Source organism: Streptomyces albiflavescens, assembly GCF_014645835.1.
GTDB lineage: Bacteria > Actinomycetota > Actinomycetes > Streptomycetales > Streptomycetaceae > Streptomyces > Streptomyces albiflavescens.
The window spans coordinates 20,892-38,342 of sequence record NZ_BMMM01000022.1 but is presented as its reverse complement, the minus strand read 5'-3'; the positions used below and the strand labels follow the sequence as shown (position 1 = coordinate 38,342).

The 17,451-nt window shown below is 69.9% G+C and carries 12 protein-coding genes; 11 read left to right on the top strand and 1 reads right to left on the bottom strand.

Annotation, left to right across the window (positions count from 1 at the left end; all coding sequences use genetic code 11):
- Positions 1–109 precede the first annotated feature (109 nt).
- The 4 genes from IEY95_RS40920 (at position 110) to IEY95_RS40905 (ending at position 4,745) form a co-directional block, all read left to right on the top strand.
- On the top strand, positions 110–796 hold the full coding sequence (locus tag IEY95_RS40920) for a FadR/GntR family transcriptional regulator (protein ID WP_189191324.1): 687 nt from the start codon (positions 110–112) through the stop codon (positions 794–796).
- Positions 793–2,175 carry a tocopherol cyclase family protein gene (locus IEY95_RS40915; protein WP_189191323.1) on the top strand — a complete coding sequence of 461 codons (1,383 nt, stop codon included), beginning with the start codon at positions 793–795 and terminating at the stop codon, positions 2,173–2,175. Before IEY95_RS40920 ends, IEY95_RS40915 begins: the two co-directional genes overlap by 4 nt.
- Positions 2,172–4,022, top strand: coding sequence for a GMC family oxidoreductase (locus IEY95_RS40910; RefSeq protein ID WP_189191322.1), 1,851 nt, complete (start codon positions 2,172–2,174; stop codon positions 4,020–4,022). The genes IEY95_RS40915 and IEY95_RS40910 overlap by 4 nt, the downstream gene beginning before the upstream one ends.
- Positions 4,023–4,112: 90 nt before the next feature.
- Positions 4,113–4,745 (top strand): hypothetical protein, encoded by a 633-nt coding sequence (locus IEY95_RS40905; protein WP_189191321.1) that lies wholly within the window; start codon positions 4,113–4,115, stop codon positions 4,743–4,745.
- A 267-nt stretch (positions 4,746–5,012) separates the two neighbouring features.
- On the opposite strand, the gene IEY95_RS40900 is transcribed toward IEY95_RS40905, so the two are convergent.
- Entirely contained in the window at positions 5,013–7,118 is a 2,106-nt protein-coding gene (locus IEY95_RS40900; protein WP_373294649.1) for an alpha-galactosidase, read from the bottom strand.
- A gap of 184 nt (positions 7,119–7,302) precedes the next feature.
- On the opposite strand from IEY95_RS40900, the gene IEY95_RS40895 reads away from it, so the two are divergent.
- The 7 genes from IEY95_RS40895 to IEY95_RS40865 all read left to right on the top strand — a co-directional run bounded on the left by IEY95_RS40895 (position 7,303) and on the right by IEY95_RS40865 (position 17,431).
- On the top strand, positions 7,303–8,481 hold the full coding sequence (locus IEY95_RS40895) for an ROK family transcriptional regulator (RefSeq protein ID WP_189191320.1): 1,179 nt from the start codon (positions 7,303–7,305) through the stop codon (positions 8,479–8,481).
- An 18-nt stretch (positions 8,482–8,499) separates the two neighbouring features.
- Positions 8,500–9,813 (top strand): ABC transporter substrate-binding protein, encoded by a 1,314-nt coding sequence (locus IEY95_RS40890; RefSeq protein ID WP_189191319.1) that lies wholly within the window; start codon positions 8,500–8,502, stop codon positions 9,811–9,813.
- A gap of 26 nt (positions 9,814–9,839) precedes the next feature.
- Positions 9,840–10,760, top strand: coding sequence for a carbohydrate ABC transporter permease (locus IEY95_RS40885; RefSeq protein WP_229703702.1), 921 nt, complete (start codon positions 9,840–9,842; stop codon positions 10,758–10,760).
- The gene (locus IEY95_RS40880) at positions 10,757–11,674 is read left to right on the top strand and encodes a carbohydrate ABC transporter permease (RefSeq protein ID WP_373294648.1); all 918 of its coding nucleotides are present in this window, start codon (positions 10,757–10,759) and stop codon (positions 11,672–11,674) included. The genes IEY95_RS40885 and IEY95_RS40880 overlap by 4 nt, the downstream gene beginning before the upstream one ends.
- Positions 11,675–11,751: 77 nt before the next feature.
- A complete protein-coding gene (locus tag IEY95_RS40875; RefSeq protein ID WP_189191318.1) occupies positions 11,752–13,590 on the top strand; it encodes an alpha-galactosidase D in 1,839 nt (612 codons plus the stop codon).
- Positions 13,591–13,757: 167 nt separating this feature from the next.
- Complete coding sequence (locus IEY95_RS40870) at positions 13,758–16,175, top strand: glycosyl hydrolase family 95 catalytic domain-containing protein (RefSeq protein ID WP_229703701.1); 2,418 nt, start codon at positions 13,758–13,760, stop codon at positions 16,173–16,175.
- Positions 16,172–17,431, top strand: coding sequence for an SGNH/GDSL hydrolase family protein (locus IEY95_RS40865; RefSeq protein WP_189191316.1), 1,260 nt, complete (start codon positions 16,172–16,174; stop codon positions 17,429–17,431). The genes IEY95_RS40870 and IEY95_RS40865 overlap by 4 nt, the downstream gene beginning before the upstream one ends.
- The last annotated feature ends 20 nt before the right edge of the window (positions 17,432–17,451 follow it).

Below are 17,451 nucleotides of genomic sequence, written 5' to 3'. Positions count from 1 at the left end.
GGCTGTCGAATGTGCGCCAACGGCCGTCTTGCGGCGAAGGGTTGACCGCGGCAGGCCTCCACTGATTCAGTGGATCAGCCACTCATCCACCTGCTCGGAGGGGAGAACCGTGGAGGCACTGCCCCGCGAGACCATCGTGGACGTCCTGGAGGACCGGCTGCGCACGGACATACTCGACGGCCGTCATCCAGCGGGGAGTTATCTGCCCCCCGAGCGCCAACTCGCCGACGGCTACGGAGTCACCCGCACGACGCTCAAGCACGCCTTCGGCCGACTCGTCCAGGCGGGCCTGCTCGAAACCCGGCACGGAGTCGGGACCAGGGTGCGCGACTACGCGCGCCTGGGCGGGGCGGACCTGCTGCCCATGCTCGTGCGGCACGACGCGAAATGGGTCCACGAGATCTTCGAAGTGCGGCGCGGCGTCGGCGCGTTGATCGCCGAGCGAGCCGCGTCCAGGGCCACCCGCAAGCAGTGCGCGCAACTCCATGTGCTGCTGGAGGCAGTGCGGGAGGCCGACGGCGCCGACGCGGTGCAGCTGGCCGACGTCGAGGTGCACCGCGCGCTCGCCCGGGCCACCGGCAACCGCGTCTACCTCCTGCTGACGAACACGCTCTTCAATGCCTACCTGCCCGTCCGCTCTCTGCTCAAGGGGCCCTTCACCGATCCGTCGGCGGCCTACGAACGGCTGGCGCCGGTGGTGGCGGCGGTGACGGCCCAGGACGCCCGGCAGGCGCACGCGGCGGCCGATGCCTACCTGCGGGCCACCGAGCGCATCATGCTGGAGGGTCTCGCATGAGGGGCACGGCGTTCACGGAGACGATGCTCGGCACGATCCGGCTCGACGCCAAGACACGGGAGCGCCGCATACGCCTCGACCTGCACGCCGAAGCCGACGGCATACTGCGCCCGCACCGCACCACACCGGCACGCCTGACCGGCCGAGTACGGATCGCCGGATTCGCCGACGACCCCCGCGCCGAGGGCGAGTTGGAGGTGTCACCACTCGCACGACGCCGCATCCGCTATCAACTCGCGTTCACCGCCGACGGCCGCCGCCTCACCCTGGACGGCTGGAAGTCCGTGACCGCGCGCCGGCCGGTCGAGTCGATGACCGTCCTGCCGTTCACGCTGTACGAGGGCGACGCACGGGTCGGCGAAGGAGTGCTCCGCTTCCCGCTGGCGACCGGCCTCGCGCCGTTCCTCCTCAGCTTCCGCTTCCCGCGCCGTGAGAGCAGCGCGGAGCACTTCCCACCGCGTTGGAACGGCGAACCGGGCCGCACCGAGGTCTGGTACACCACACTGACCGATCCGGCGAGTGGCACCGGCGTCTGGCTGCACCACGAAGTGACCGCACCCGCCGACGGATCCGAGCCGTTCGCGCACGGATGGGTGGCCGCGTTCCCTCGCGAGGGCGCGGTGCGGCACGCCCGCTTCGGGCCGGTCCCCTGGACCCGGCCCGCGGACGGCTTCGCGGGAGACAACGTCACGGTCGTCCCAGGGGAACTGACAGGGAACGCCGGTGACTTCCACTGGAAGCTCACCGAACACCCCCAAGGGGAACCGCTGTTCACCTTCCCGCGCTGGTCCTGGCGTCGGCCGCTGCTGCCCGCAGCCCAGATGCTCCCGGCCGCGCGGGCCACCTACGAGGGCGAATTCTCCTACGGTGAACAGGCCTTGACCCTGCGCGGCGCGCCCGGCGCCTCGGCCCGCATCTACGGGCACGGCAATGCACACCGGTGGACCTGGCTGCATGCGGAGCTGGGCGGTGGCGACGTCCTTGAGATCGTGGCCGCCGTGTCCACCCGGCCGGGCCTGCGGCGGCTTCCTCCACTGGTCTTCCTGCGCCTGCGCCGCCGCGGCAGGACCTGGCCGCGCCGGGCGGAGCGGACGGCCCTCGGCTGGCTGGGCATGGGACGGTTCCGGGCCGTGTTCGGTCTGCCCAAGTGGACAGTGACCGGCCGGACGGCATTCCGCCGCATCCGCGTCGAGGTCGACCAGCCGGCCGAGCGAACCCTCACCCTGGAGTACCGAGACCCGGACGGAGCCCGCGCCGTGTGCCGCAACAGCGAGTCCGCCGACGCCCGCATCGTGCTGGAACGCTGGTGGGGCCGGTGGCGCCCGGAGGCCACCTGGCTCCTGGACGGCACCGCGCACGCCGAGGCGGGCGAACGGTGACCGCCGACGGCTTCGTCGCGGCGCTGCTCGCCGACGCCGGCGACGAGGACTGGCCGTCCCGTGTGCCGCACCGGCTCGACACGGTGCTCGCCGCGCTGCCCCGGCCCGCCCGGGCCGGGGTGCACACCGCCGTCGCGGCCCTGGACACGTACGCCGTCCTGCGCACCGGCAGACGCCTGGCGGCACTCGACCCCGACGAACGCGAGAGCGTTCTCGGCTCGCTGGCCGCACGGCCCCGGCTCGTCCCGCTGCTCGACATCCTCAAGGTGCCCGTGATGCTCGCGGCGGGCACCGAGAGGATGCCGTCCGCGCCCGTTTCCGCGAGGGCGCCCGAGGATCCGCCGCTCGACTGCACTCCCGCCCAGGAGTGGCCGACACGCTCCACCGCCGACGTGGTGGTCGTCGGATCCGGCGCCGGCGGTGCCGTGGCCGCCCGGACCTTCGCGCTCGCCGGACTGAGCGTGGTCCTCCTGGAGGAGGGCGAACACCACTCGACGGCGTCCTTCGGCCGCCGGGCGCCGCTCGACAGATTCACCGAGCTGTACCGGGACGGCGGCGCCACGGTGGCCGTCGGCAACCCGCCGCTCCTGCTGCCGGTCGGCCGCGCCGTCGGCGGCACCACCGTGGTCAACTCCGGCACCTGCTACCGGACTCCGGACCATGTGCTGGCCCGATGGAGCAAGGACTACGGGTTCGGGATCGCCGAGGCCCTCGGCCCCCGGCTCGACGAGATCGAGCGCACCCTGCGCGTGGCCACCCAGCCGCTCGACGTGCTGGGCAACAACGGGCGGCTCGCCCTTGCGGGCGCCGACCGGCTCGGCTGGCGGGCCGGACCACTGCGCCGCAACGCGCCCGGCTGCAAGGGCTCGTGCCAGTGCGTGGTCGGCTGTCCCACCGGCGCCAAGCAGAGCGTGCAGCTGTCCGTCCTGCCGGACGCGTGCGCCGTGGGAGCCCGGATCGTCACGGGTGCGCGGGTCCGCCGCATTCTGCTGGACCACGACGTACCGGGGGCGCCGCGCGCCGCCGGAGTACAGGCTCGCCGACCGGACGGCAGCGAACTGGAAATTCTCGCCCCGCTCGTCGTGACGGCGGCCGGAGCGCTGCAGACACCGCCCCTGCTGCGCCGCTCGGGCCTCGGCGGACATCCACGCCTGGGCCGCAACCTCAGTGTGCACCCGGCCACGAGCGTCGCGGGACGCTTCGCCGAACCGGTCACCGCCTGGCAGGGCGTGCTGCAGAGTGTCGGCGTGGAGGAACTGCACACCCGCGGCGTCCTCATCGAGGCGACCGCGAGCCCGCCCGGCATGGGAAGCTTCGTCCTCCCCGGTCTGGGCCGGGAGCTGCGGCGCGAGCTGGAGGGCACGGACCACCTCGCGACCCTCGGCGCCATGATCGCCGACCGGCCCTCCGGCCGGGTCCAGGGCCGGGAGCGCACCCTCGTCCGCTACGACCTGGACCCCGGTGACGGCCATCGCCTGATGGCGGCCGTACGGGCCATGGGCAGGCTGCTCTTCGCGGCGGGCGCCGAGGAGGTCCTCACCGGAGTCCCGTCCGCCCCGCGGGCCCGCTCGCTCGCCGAACTCGATGCACTGCTCACCTCGGTGAACGCGCGGAACCTGCACCTCTCGGCCTTCCACCCGACCGGCACGGCGGCCGCGGGCGCCGACGCACAGCGGGCACCGACCGACCCGGAGGGCAGGCTGCGCGGCGTCCGCGGAGTCCTGGTCGCGGACGGCTCGGTGCTGCCGAGCTGCCCCGAGGTCAACCCGCAGTTGAGCATCATGGCGGCTGCCCTGGCGATCGCGGAGGCCTGCCTCGACAGGGAGGGCGGCCCGGCCGCACGCTGAGTCACTCAGATGCTCCGCGCCGTTCGCGCGCCCCGGGACCGGCGCGGAGCATGAGGGGAGTCCCGTACGCCAGGAAGAGGACGAGCCCTCATGAGTACACGCATTTCCGACGGCCGAGACCGATCGAGCCGACCACGCCGGATCGTCGTTCTCCTGGCCGTGGTCGCGTGCGGGTCCGTGCTGGTCTCGTGCAGCACGGACAACGACAGCGGCGCCTCGTCCGTGAGCCCGCGCCCGACCGCGCCGAACACGTCCAACTTCACCGGCACGGCGCCGTCCGCCCTGGCCTCGGCCGCCTCCTCGATCATCGGCTCCGCACGCGCCTCGGCGTCGGCGGCGGCCTCTTCCGCCTCCGCCGCGGCATCGTCGTTCGAGGCGTCGGTCTCGGCCGAAGCGGCGCGCTCCTCCGCGGCCGCGGAGAAGGAGCTGAAGGACGTGAAGGGCAGCGGCAACGCGCTGTCCGACGTCGCCATGACCGGCCTGCCCAGGGCCGAGACCGGCGGGCTGCTCGCCGTGGTCGTCAACATCACCAACAAGACCGATCACAAGGCGTCGTACGCCGTCCAGATCGACTTCAAGAATCCCGACGGCAAGGTCGTGGAGACCAGGTTCGTCGGAGCGGAGAACCTCGGCCCGGGGGAGCGGGCCCAGCCCATCGCCATCAGCAGGCAGCCCGCCGAACCCGTACTGACCCCCCGGCTGACCAAGGCTCAGCGCTACTGACGCCCTCGTCGACCGTCGCGCCCGTGACTCAGCCGCGCGCCCGCGCCCCGGGTCGGGGCCCCACTGCGTTCGGCGGAGCATGAGGCCATGGGCGCGGCCCCTGGAAAGGCAGGCGGCGCCGGCAGACCTGTGCCGGCCATCCGCGTGGTGGCCTGGGTGCCGGCCGTGCTGTGCACCCTCTGTTCCTCACCGGGGACACGCCGGCCGCAGCCGGACACTCACTCATACGCGCCGGAACACGCTCGTACGCCGTCATGCGACAGCAGTTCACTCGGATTCACGCACCAGGTGTACCGCCGTGCTCGACCAGTCGCCCGGCGGCAGGTCGAGGTGGAAGCCGTACTCGCCGAGCACGCCGGCGTGGTGCACGGCGCCGGTACGGGCCTCGCGGTAGCGGGCCGAGGGAGTCAGGCCGCGCAGGCGGATCGGGAGGTCCGGGGCGCCGTGGCGGGTGAGGCGCCGGTGGGCGAGCAGCAGGGTCTCCGAGGCGTCCGCGGCCGTGTACTGCACCACGGAGACGGCGTCGTCGCAGGGCGGTGACAGGCGGTCCAGCCTGCCGTGCTGCACGAGAGGGCGCACCTTCTTGTACTGGGCCACCAGGGCGGCTCCCTCCCGCAGTTCCTCCTCGGACCAGCGTGTGAGATCTCCCCCGATGCCGAGCGCCCCGGCCATCGCGACATGGAAGCGGAAGCGCAGCGGGACCGTGCGGCCGGTGAGCTGGTTGGGTACGTCCGTGACCCACGAGCCCATGGTGCGCGCGGGATAGACCTGGCCGTAGCCGTGCTGGATCCACATACGGTCGGCGGCATCGGTGTTGTCCGACGCCCACGCCTGGTCCGTACGGGACAGGATGCCCAGGTCGACCCGGCCGCCCCCGCCACTGCACGACTCGATCCGCAGCGCCGGGTGGTCGGCGCGGAGACGGTCGACGACGTCGTACAGATTGCGCACGTACTGCGGTCCGAGGCGGTCGGCGCCGTCCTGCCGGTCCGGCCACCCGGCCTCGCTGAACGCCCGGTTCATGTCCCACTTGAGGAAGTCGATGCCGTGGTCGCCGACCAGCCGGGTCAGCCAGTCGTAGGCCCAGTCGGCGACGTCGCGGCGGGCGAAGTTGAGGACGAGCTGGTTGCGCAGCTCGGAGCGGGGGCGGTCGGTGAAGTGCAGGACCCAGTCCGGGTGTCGGCGGTAGAGCTCGCTGTCCGGGTTCACCATCTCGGGCTCCACCCACAGGCCGAAGCTCATCCCGAGCCGGTGCACCGTCTCGACCAGCGGCGCGAGCCCCTCGGGGAAGCGGTCGGGGGCGGGCGTCCAGTCGCCGAGTCCCGCCCGGTCGCTGCGGCGCGCCCCGAACCAGCCGTCGTCGACGACGTACAGCTCGACCCCCAGCTCCGCCGCGCGTTCGGCGAGTGCCTTCTGGCCGACCTCGTCGACGTCGAAGCCCGTGGCCTCCCAGGAGTTGTAGAGCACCGGCGCGAGCTCGTCCGGGTGCGGCAGGACATGGCCCAGCGTGTAGGAGTGCCAGGCACGACTGGCCGCGCCGAAGCCGCCGTCGCTGCACAGGCCCATGAGCGGGGGAGAGGTGAACTCCTCGCCGGGCGAGAGCGGCACGTTCGTACCGTCATGACCCACACCTGCGGTGAGTCCCGCCCGCCCGTCCGGGGTGCGCTGCGCGGTGATCCGCCAACTCCCGCTCCACGCGAGGGCAGCGCTCCACACCCGGCCGTGCTCCTCCGTCGCCTCACCCGAGTCCAGCATCACCCAGGGGTTCGCGTGATGGCTGGTGATCCCGCGGCGGCTCGTCAACACGGTCTCTCCGTACGGGAGTCGGCCGCGCCGCAGTTGGCTCTCGGCGGACCACTGTCCGGTGACATGGCTGAGCCGGTAGTCCCGTAGCGGGGGCAGGGTCCACGCGGCCGAGTCGGCGCGCAGCAGGGTGACGGGCTCTTCTCCGGCGTTGCGTACGACGGTCCAGCGCTCGATGACGTCCGTGTCGCCCCGTACCCGGTAGTGGAGCGCCACGTGCAGGGGGTAGAGGCGGTCGCGAAACGCCAGTTCCAGCTCGCCTTCGTCGACACGATGGCCGGTCGGCTGCCACTCGAAGGCGCGGGATCCGTCCGCGAACCGGACCTGCAGTGACGGCGGCCCGTAGCGCGTCCCGCCGTCCACGGGAAGTTCCTCCCCGACGGGGGATCTTCCCTCGAAGCTGCTGGTCGAGGCGGGCCGGGGCACGGCGAGTTCCTCGGCCTCCGCGAGCGTCAGGCGTGGGCCCCAGGCGAGGTGGCAGGGCGCGCCGGTCTCGTCGACGCGCAGCGCATACGACGTGTGCGGTGTGGCCAGCAGCCAGACCCCGGTGTCCGGGGCGAAGGAGATCATCGACAGGGATCCTCACGTTCCGCTAGTGCCACGAGATGCTCGAAAGCCAACCGCGACCTTCGATCACATGTCAACACTTCGCGTGTATCTGCCATTTGCAGGCAGCGTACCCATCGGATGAGGTTCTCAAGGCAATCCTGCTTCTTTCATTGACAGCAGAAAATAAGGGACTTAGGTTCCGGCCATGCGCTCGACCTCTCGTACCGAGGCGTTCCCGGCTCACACGCCGGCCGCCTCCCAGATCTTCACCACCGTGCTGTCGCACGGCCCGCTCACCCGCTCGGAGATCGCCGCACGGACGCGCCTGTCGGCGGCGGCGGTCACCAAGGCGGTGCGACCGCTGATCGAGGCCGGTTACCTCCTGGAGGACGTCGACGAGGACGCCCGGCAGCCGTCCCTCGGGCGGCCCGCCAACCCGGTGCTGGTCGACGGAGGCAGGGCGCTGTTCATCGGCGTCAAGATGACGGGCGACGAACTGATCGCCGTGCTCACGGACTTGTGCTGCCGCATCAGGGTGGCCCGGCACGTCCCGCTCACCACCCACGACCCCAAAGCGGTGCTGGCCTCGACCGCCGCCCTCGTCCAGGAGCTGCTGACCGAGGCCGACGGCTTCGGAGTGCGGGTCCAGGGACTGGGCATCGCGGTGTCCGGCGACGTGGACCGCGCGGCCGGTGTGGTGCGCTACTCGCCGTTCCTGGAGTGGCGCGACGTTCCGCTCGCCGAACTGGCCGCGATGACCACCGGGTTGCCGGTCACCGTCGACAACGACGTCAGGGCGCTGACCGTCGCCGAGCAGTGGTTCGGCGCCGGAGTGGGCCTGTCCGACTTCGCGGTGGTGACCGTCGGCGCGGGCATCGGCTGTGGCCTGGTGGTGCACGGGCAGGTCGTGTCGGGGGCGCACGGCGTGGCCGGCGAGATCGGGCACGTCGCCATCGACCCGGCCGGTCCCCTCTGCCACTGCGGCAACCGCGGCTGTGTCGAGGCGATCGCCGCGGACTCGGCGATCGTCGGCAAGGTCCGGGAGGTGACGGGCGTCCAAGTCGCCGACGCCGCCGCGGCCCTGGACCTGGCCCACGAAGGCGACCCCGGAGCGCGGGAGGTGTACGCGCGGGCGGGGGAGGCGATCGGGCGCGGCATCGCGACCGTGGCCAACCTACTGGGCCCTGAGCGAGTGATCATCTCGGGCGAGGGCCTGGCCGCCTACGACCTGTTCGCCGAGCAGATCCGTGACGCCTTCGCCGCGGCCGCCTTCGGATCGGCCGCACGGTGCGACGTACAGACCCGCCCGCTTCCTTTCGAGGAGTGGGCACGCGGGGCCGCGGCCACCGCGATCCAGTCCTTCATCAGATCAGACACGTACTAGCACGCACGAGGAGTAACGATGACGCAGCAGAGCCGCCATCCCCTGGCTGCGCGTGGCCCGGGTCGGCGCACAGTGGTCGGTGGGCTGTTCGGACTCGGTGCGGCCGCGCTGGGGGCACCCGTCCTGAGTGCCTGCGGCAGCGGGGCAGGCGCCGACCCGAAGACGGTGACCTTCGGATCCAACGGCGCCGACGCCACCCCCAAGAAGGCCTACGCCGCCGTGACCGGGGCGTTCGCCAAGGACAGCGGGCTGAAGGTGAAGACCAACACCGTCGACCACGACACCTTCCAGAAGAGCATCTCCACCTATCTGCAGGGCACCCCGGACGACGTCTTCACCTGGTTCGCGGGCTATCGCATGCAGTACTTCGCCAAGAAGAATCTGTGCAGCCCCCTCGACGACGTGTGGGACAAGATCGGCGCGGGCTTCAGCGACGCCACCAAGCAGCTCTCGCGCGGCGAGGACGGCAAGTACTACTTCGTGCCGCTGTACAACTACCCGTGGGCCGTCTTCTACCGCAAGAGCCTCTTCAAGGAGCGCGGCTACCAAGTCCCGCAGAAGTGGAGCGAGTTCATCGCGCTCGCCAAGCGGATGAAGAAGGACGGCCTCGCCCCGATCGCCTCCGGCTACGGCGGCGGCGACAGCTGGAGCATCCTCGGCGCCTTCGACTACCTCGACCTGCGCGCCAACGGCTACGACTTCCACATGTCCCTGATGCGCGGCGAGGTCTCATGGACCGACAAGCGCACCGTCGCGATCCTCGACCTGTGGCGTGAGCTGACCCCCTACTACCAGCCGAGCGCCGGCGGCCGCTCCTGGCAGGACGCGGCCCAGTCCCTGCTGGACAAGAAGTCCGGCATGGCCGTCATCGGACTCTTCCTCGGCCAGCAGATCACCGACGAGACGATACGCGCCGACATCGACTTCTTCCCCTTCCCCGAGATCGACGGCACCCACGGACAGGACGCCGTCGAGGCACCGACCGACGGCTTCATGCTCAGCCGCAGGCCCAAGAACGAGGACGGCGCCAAGAAGCTCCTCGAATTCCTCGGCGGCGCCCACGCCGAGGAGCTGTACATGGGCGTCGACCCGAGCAACCTCGCCGTCAACGAGCAGGCGAAGACGGACTCGTACAACGCACTCCAGAAGAAGTCCGCCGAACTCATCGCCTCCGCGAAGCACATCAGCCAGTTCGCGGACCGCGACAGCGACCCGGGCTTCATCTCCACCGTCGTCCTGCCCGGCCTGACCGAATGGCTCGGCCACCCCGACGACGGCTCCGGCACGCTGAAGAAGATCGAGTCCCAGCGCTCGCGTTTCTTCACGGCCTGACCAGGACCGGAAAGGTCGCACCCACCGTGTCCTCCGCCACGCCCCGGACTCGTCCTCGCCGTCTCGGCGCGGGCGACCGGATCTTTCTCACCGTCATCATCGGCATCCCGCTCGCCGCCCTGCTCTTCTTCGTCTGGCTGCCCGCACTGGCCTCCCTGGGGCTGTCCTTCACCACCTGGGACGGCATCGACCTGGCCGACATCCACTGGATCGGCCTGGACAACTACAAGGAGATCTTCACCAACTACCCGCCGTTCTGGCCCGCGGTGCGGCACAACGTGATCTGGCTGCTGTTCACGGCCCTGCTGCCCACGCCGTTCGGCATCTTCCTCGCCTACCAGCTCGACCGGAGGATCCGCTTCACGCGGATCTACCAGACCGCGATCTTCCTGCCGATGGTCCTCTCCCTGGCCGTTGTCGGCTTCATCTGGGAGATCATCTACAACCCGGACACCGGGCTCCTCAACGGCATCCTGAACGCGGCCGGCTCGGGCCACCACATCGACTGGCTCGGCAACCCCGACCTCAACCTGTGGGCGGTCCTCGTCGCCTCCGGCTGGCGGCACACCGGCTACATCATGATCCTCTACCTGGCAGGGCTGAAGGGCTTCGACCCGGCGCTGAAGGAAGCCGCCGCGCTCGACGGCGCCAACGGCCGCCAAACCTTCCTCCGCGTGGTCTTCCCGGCCCTGAAACCGGTCAACATCATCATCCTCGTCGTCACGGTCATGGAGTCCCTGCGGGCCTTCGACATCGTGTACGTCCTCGGTGGCGGCGTCGGCAGCAAGCCCGGCATGGAGCTGCTCTCCCTCCTCATCACCGACAACATCATCGGCGAGTCCAGTCACATCGGTTACGGCTCCGCCCTCGCGGTCGTCCTGCTCCTGGTCTCCCTGGCCGCCATCGGGACCTTCCTCGTCCAGACCTTCCGCAAGGAGGACCAGTGACCACTACGGTGACGCGGCCCGCCTCCCGGGTGCGTGAGTCCCAGACGCGGAACACACCATCGGCACCCCGGCGCCAGACCGGCCGCCATCTGATGCTCGCCGGCATCGCCCTGCTCTGGCTCGTCCCGCTCCTGTGGGCGGTGTACACCTCGCTGCGCCCCTACGCGGACACGGCCAAGCACGGCTATCTGTCCTGGCCGCGCAGCCTGAGCCTCGGCAACTTCACGGACGCCTGGAACCAGTCCGGGATGCCGCACTTCTTCTGGAACTCCGTTCTCATCACCGTCCCTTCAGTCCTCGGCACCCTGCTGTTCTCGGCCGCCGTCGCCTTCTTCGTCTCCCGCTTCGACTTCCGCTGGAACATCGTCCTGCTGATGCTCTTCACCGCGGGCAACCTGCTCCCGGCGCAGGTCCTCATCACCCCCCTGTACCGGCTCTACCTCCTCCTCCCGCTGCCTCAGTGGATGAGCGACTCGCTCCTCCTCTACAACTCGGCCTGGGGCATCATCGCGATCCACATCGCCTACCAGTCCGGGTTCTGCACCTTCGTCCTCAGCAACTACATGAAGACGATCCCCAAGGAAATCTCCGAGGCGGCACTCGTCGACGGAGCCCCCGTCTGGCGGCAGTTCTTCCAGATCATCCTGCCGCTGTGCCGCCCGGCCTTCGCCGCCCTCGCGACGCTCGAATCGATCTGGATCTACAACGACTTCTTCTGGCCGCTCGCGCTGATCGAGAGCGGCGACAAGCGCCCCATCACCTCCGCCCTGGCCAACCTCCAGGGCGCGTACTTCACCAATCCCAACCTCATCGCGGCCGGTGCCTTGATGACCGCGATCCCCACGCTGCTGGTGTACTTCGCGCTCCAGCGCCAGTTCATCAGCGGACTCACCATCGGCTCGGGCAAGGGCTGAGCCGCCGGAACGCGGGAGCACGAGCCGCCCCCGCGTCTTCACCGCCCCCGCTGACACCGTCCCAGGAGGTCCGACCCATGCGGTCATCCTCGTACTTCGCCATGCCCGGAGCCGCCCAGCGCTCCGGCCGTCGTTCCATAAGAGCCGTGCTCGTCCTCGCCCTCACCGCGGGTGTCGCGACGGCCGTGCCGGCCGCCCAGGCCGACACCAACGCCCCGGCCCCTCCCCCCGATACCACTCCGATCGCCGCCAAGCCGTACATGGGCTGGTCGAGTTGGAGCATGCAGTCGTCGAAGTATCCCGGCCTCAACCCGGACGGCGACTACAGCTACCTCACCGAGGCGAACGTCCTGAAGCAGACGGACGCCCTCGCCGCCAAGCTGAAGAAATACGGCTACGACCACGTCAACATCGACGCCGGCTGGTGGATGGACAAGAACTGGAAGACCGGATTCGACCAGTACGGCCGGCAGACGCCGGACCCGGTCCGCTTCCCCCACGGCATGAAGTCGGTCGCCGACCACATCCACTCCAAGGGCCTCAAGGCCGGCATCTATCTGCCCGTCGGCCTGGAGAAGGGCGCGTACGGCGACGGCAAGGTGCCCATCTGGAACGCCGCGGGGTGCACCACCGCCGACGTCGTCTACTCGGACCTGCGCACCACCAACGGCTGGGACAACGCCTACAAGCTGAACTTCGACAACCCCTGTGCGCAGAAGTACATCGACTCGCAGGCACAGCAGTTCGCCGGCTGGGGCTACGACTTCCTCAAGCTGGACGGTGTGGGCCCTGGCTCGTTCAAGTCCGGCGACAACTACAACAACGTCCCCGACGTCGCCGCCTGGCAGAAGGCCATCGCCTCGGCCGGGCGCCCGATCCACCTCGAACTCTCCTGGTCGCTCGACATCGGCCACGCCGCCGACTGGAAGAAGTACTCCAACGGCTGGCGCATCGACACCGATGTCGAGTGCTACTGCAACACCCTTGTCACCTGGGAGAACTCGGTCGACGACCGTTGGGACGACGCCCCTGCGTGGAGCAACAAGGCAGGCCCGGGGGGCTGGAACGACCTCGACGCCATCGACGTCGGCAACGGCGAGATGGACGGCCTGACCAAGGCCGAGCGGCAGAGCTACATGACCTTGTGGGCCATCAACAAGTCACCGCTGTTCACCGGTGACGACCTGACCAGGCTCGACAGCTACGGCGTCTCCCTGCTCACCAACAAGGAGGTCATCGCCGTCGACCAGAACGACTCGCCCGTCGCCCGCCCGGTCACCCCGGTCGGCGACCAGCAGGTCTGGGGCACCAAGAACGCCGACGGCAGCTACACCGTCGCCCTGTTCAACCTCGGCGACTCACCCGCCTCCGTGACCGCTCACTGGGCGTCCTTCGGTTTCACCGGCAACGCCTCCGTGCGCGACCTGTGGAACAAGGCGAACCTCGGTACCTACAAGAACAAGATCACCGAGGCGCTGCCGGCCCACGGCTCGCGGCTGTTCACGATCAAGTCCGACGGCAGTACGCCGACGACCACGAGCTACGAGGCCGAGGACCCGGCCAACACCCTGTCGGGCAACGCCTCCATCGCCGGATGCGACGACTGCTCCGGCGGCAAGAAGGTCGGCAACCTCTACCTGGGCGGCAAGCTGCGGTTCAACGACATCACGGTGAAGAAGGACGGGATCTACACCGTCAAGGTCGCCTACGTCAGCGGCGACCCCCGATCGGTGACCGTCTTCTCCAACAGCGGCAACGGCACCAGCGAGAAGTTCCCCTCCACGGGCGACTGGAGCACGGCCGAGACCGTCAGCGTCCAGCTGGCACTGAAGGCGGGCACCAACACCATCACCTTCGACAGCGGCAACGGATACGCACCCGACATCGACAGGATCGTCGTTCCGCAGTCCGTCTGAGTTCCGCGGTCCGTCCGACCTCGTTCAGTCCGTCCGACCTGCTCCCGCGGGGCCCGGTGACATGACCCGGGCCCCGCGGGGACCGGCCACGCGCCGACGGTTCGCCGCCGTCGTCCCCGCACGAGCCGTCCCCGCACGAGCCGTTCCCGGATATGGAGTGCACCACCGTGGACATCCAGCACACCGAACCACGCGACAACACACCCAGCCGCAGAGGCTTCCTCGCTCTTGCCGCCGCTGCCGGCGCGGCCACCGCACTCGGCGGTCTGCCCGCCTTCACCGCCTCGGCGGCCCCCCTGCGCCCCACCGACTCGCCCATGCTGTCCCCGGCCGACGCCGCGAAGAACCAGCTGTGGTGGCAGGCACCCGGCTCCTCCCACTCCATGATCGAGCAGGGGCTGCCGGTCGGAAACGGGCGCCTCGGGGCCCTCGCGAGCAACGACCCCTCCAGCGAACTCCTGGTGATCACCGACGCCACCCTGTGGACCGGCGGTCCCAACGACAAGCTGCAGAGCGACGGCCAATTCCCCTACGGCCGCGACGACTTCGGCTCCCTGACGCTGCTCGCCAAGCTCACCGTGGCCATTCCCGACCACGACCTGGGCAACGTCAACAACTACCGGCGCACCCTCGACCTGGCCCAGGGCCTGGTCAGCACCTCGTACGACATCGCGGGCGTCACCTACCGGCGACAGATCTTCGCCAGCCGGCCCGACGACGCCATCGTCGTGTACTTCTCCCAGCAGGGCGGCGGCTCCTACACCGGGACCGTCTCTCTCGCCGGCACCCATGGCGAGTCCACCACCGCCAACAGCGCGGGCCGCTACGCGTCGTTCGGCGCCACCTTCGCCAATGGCCTGAAGTACGGTGCGGCCGTCACCGCGTACAGCAGCACCGGCAGGGTGCGCGTCGACGGTACGTCGATCGCGTTCAGCGGTTGCAAGGACCTCACCGTCGTCGTCAGCGGAGGCACCAACTACGCGCCCGACGCGGCCGCGAAGTTCCGCGACCCGTCCGTGGTCCCGGAGCGCCTCGCCAGGACCAAGGTCCTGACCGCGGCCGGGCACTCGGCGAGCACCCTGCTGCACACGCATGTCGCGGACTTCCGCGCCGTGTTCGGGCAGCTGGACATCAACCTCGGTACGTCGTCCGTCGCACAGCGCGAACTGGACACCTGGGAGCGGGTGCAGGCGCGCCATCGGGACGACGTTCCCGACCCGGAACTCGAGGCCGCCTACCTGCAGTTCGGCCGCTATCTCATGATCTCCGGATCGCGGGGGAGCCTGCCGATGGGCCTCCAGGGCCCGTGGCTGGACGGCAACGACCCGGACTGGATGGCCGACTACCACACCGACATCAACATCCAGATGAACTACTGGATGGCCGACCGGGCGGGCCTGTCCGACTGCTTCGACGCCTTCACGGACTACTGCCTCGCGCAGCTGCCCTCCTGGACCGACGTCACTCAGCGGCTGTTCAACGACTCCACCAACCGATACCGCAACTCCAGCGACAAGATCGCCGGCTGGACGGTGGCCATCTCCACCAACCCCTACGGCGGGGGCGGCTGGTGGTGGCACCCGGCCGGCAACGCCTGGCTCTGCCAAAGCCTGTTCGAGCACTACGAGTACACACAGGACGGCGCCTACCTCAAGAAGATCTACCCCCTCCTCAAGGGCGCCGTCGAGTTCTGGGAGGCCCGCCTCATCACCACGACCGTCACCGACGCGTCCGGGGCCTCGCGCGAAGTCCTGATCGCCGACAGCGACTGGTCGCCCGAACAGGGACCGCTCGACGCCAAGGGCATCACGTACGCCCAGGAACTGGTGTGGAACCTCTTCGGCAACTACCGCACCGCGACCGCGGTGCTCGCCAAGGACACCGCCTACGGCAAGACCGTCGACGGTCTGCGCCGGCGGTTGTACCTGCCCGTGGTCAGCCCCAAGACCGGCTGGCTGGAGGAGTGGATGTCGCCCGACAACCTCGGCGAGACGACCCACCGGCATCTCTCCCCGCTCATCGGGCTCTTCCCCGGCGACCGGATCCGTCCGGACGACTCCACACCGAAGGACATCCTCGACGGCGCGACCGCCCTCCTCACCGCGCGCGGGATGAACAGTTTCGGCTGGGCCAACGCCTGGCGCAGCCTGTGCTGGGCGCGGCTGAAGAACGCGGAAAAGGCCTACCAGCTGGTCGTCAACAACCTGAGGCCGTCGGTCAACGGCAGCAACGGCAGCGCGATGAACCTCTTCGACATCTACGAGGTGGAGTCGGGCCGCGGCATCTTCCAGATCGACGCGAACTTCGGCACCCCGGCCGCGATCGTCGAGATGCTGGTCTACTCACGGCCCGGGCACATCGAGTTGCTGCCGGCCGTGCCCGCGGCCTGGGCGGCATCCGGCTCGGTGTCGGGCGTGGGCGTCCGCGGCGGCTTCGTCGCCGACCTCAGCTGGAAGAACGGCAAGGTCACCCGGGCGACGCTGACGAGCGTCGGCGGCAGCAGCACGACCGTCGTTGCCAACGGCGCCTCGCGGAAGATCAGCCTCAAGCCCGGTGAGTCCGTCACTCTGCGGGGCCTCGCATGAACGCCACACGATTCCGGCGCCAATCGATGGGTGTCGTTTCCGCGCTGGTCATGGCGGTCTGCGGACCGCTGACCGTTTCCTCCGCGGCGCAGGCGCAGTCGCAGTCGCAGGCCCCGACGGGCGCGGCGACGGCCCCGGCCGACGCGAAGGGCAAGCACTCCGTGGTCACTTGGGGCGCCAGTGCCGACCGACAGGGCGCCGGACCTGCAGACCGCAGCTATCGGCTGATCGTGCGCACCAGCGTCGGCGGCACGAACATGCGCATCCGGCTGTCCAACGCCTTCGGTGACCACCCGGTGACCTTCGCGAGCGCGTACGCCGGGCTGCAGAAGCAGGGGGCGGAGCTGGTCCACGGCTCCAACCGGCAGCTGTCGTTCGGTGGGGCCGCGTCCGTCACCGTCCCGGCCGGCGAAACCGTACTCAGCGATCCGCTGCCCGGAAAGCTGGCCGCCCAGGCCAACCTGGTCATCAGCCTGTACGTGACCGGAGCCCAGGGACCGACGACCGGTCACGGCATGGCGATGCAGACCAACTACGCGACGTCCGGCAACCACGCCGCCGAGGAGGGCGCGGCCAACTGGACCGATCCGATGGGCTCCTGGTACTGGCTGGACGCCGTCGATGTGGAGACGTCCGCGGCGATCGGCTCGGTCGTGACCCTCGGCGACTCCATCACCGACGGATGGGCCTCGACCACGGACGAGAACCGCCGCTGGCCCGACTATCTCTCCCGGCGGCTCCAGACCACGTCCGGCATCACCGTGAAGGGAGTGGCGAACGAGGGCATCTCCGGCAACAAGGTGCTCGCGGACGGCGCCGGGCAGGCCGCGCTGAACAGACTGCAGCGTGATGTCCTCTCCCAGCCCGGGGTCCGCACGGTCTTTCTCTTCGAAGGCATCAACGACATCAAGGCCCACAGCGGCGTCACGGTGGCCGACATGATCGCCGGCTACCAGGAGATCATCGACCGGGCCCATGCGGCGGGCAAGTGCGTGGTCGGCGCGACTGTCATGCCGTTCAAGGGCTGGTCCGAGTACGACGCCGCCGCCGAGGCCGTGCGTCAGGGCGTCAACGAGTGGATCAGGAACAGCGGTGCGCTCGACGCCGTGACGGACTTCGACAAGATCACGCGCAGTCCCTACGACCCGCAGCTCATCCTGCCGTTCTTCGACGGCGGCGATCACCTGCACCCGAACGACAAGGGGATGCAGGCGATGGCCGACGCGGTGGACCTCGGGAGCCTGACGTCCTGCTGACGCCAGGCTCCGCGCGGGGT

What these genes read in the sequence shown, in the direction of transcription:
- IEY95_RS40890 (WP_189191319.1), top strand. Translation starts at nt 8,500, where the DNA reads ATGACGCAGCAGAGCCGCCATCCCCTGGCTGCGCGTGGCCCGGGTCGG.
- IEY95_RS40895 (WP_189191320.1), top strand. Translation starts at nt 7,303, where the DNA reads ATGCGCTCGACCTCTCGTACCGAGGCGTTCCCGGCTCACACGCCGGCC.
- IEY95_RS40865 (WP_189191316.1), top strand. Translation starts at nt 16,172, where the DNA reads ATGAACGCCACACGATTCCGGCGCCAATCGATGGGTGTCGTTTCCGCG.
- IEY95_RS40915 (WP_189191323.1), top strand. Translation starts at nt 793, where the DNA reads ATGAGGGGCACGGCGTTCACGGAGACGATGCTCGGCACGATCCGGCTC.
- IEY95_RS40905 (WP_189191321.1), top strand. Translation starts at nt 4,113, where the DNA reads ATGAGTACACGCATTTCCGACGGCCGAGACCGATCGAGCCGACCACGC.
- IEY95_RS40900 (WP_373294649.1), bottom strand. Translation starts at nt 7,118, where the DNA reads ATGATCTCCTTCGCCCCGGACACCGGGGTCTGGCTGCTGGCCACACCG.
- IEY95_RS40875 (WP_189191318.1), top strand. Translation starts at nt 11,752, where the DNA reads ATGCGGTCATCCTCGTACTTCGCCATGCCCGGAGCCGCCCAGCGCTCC.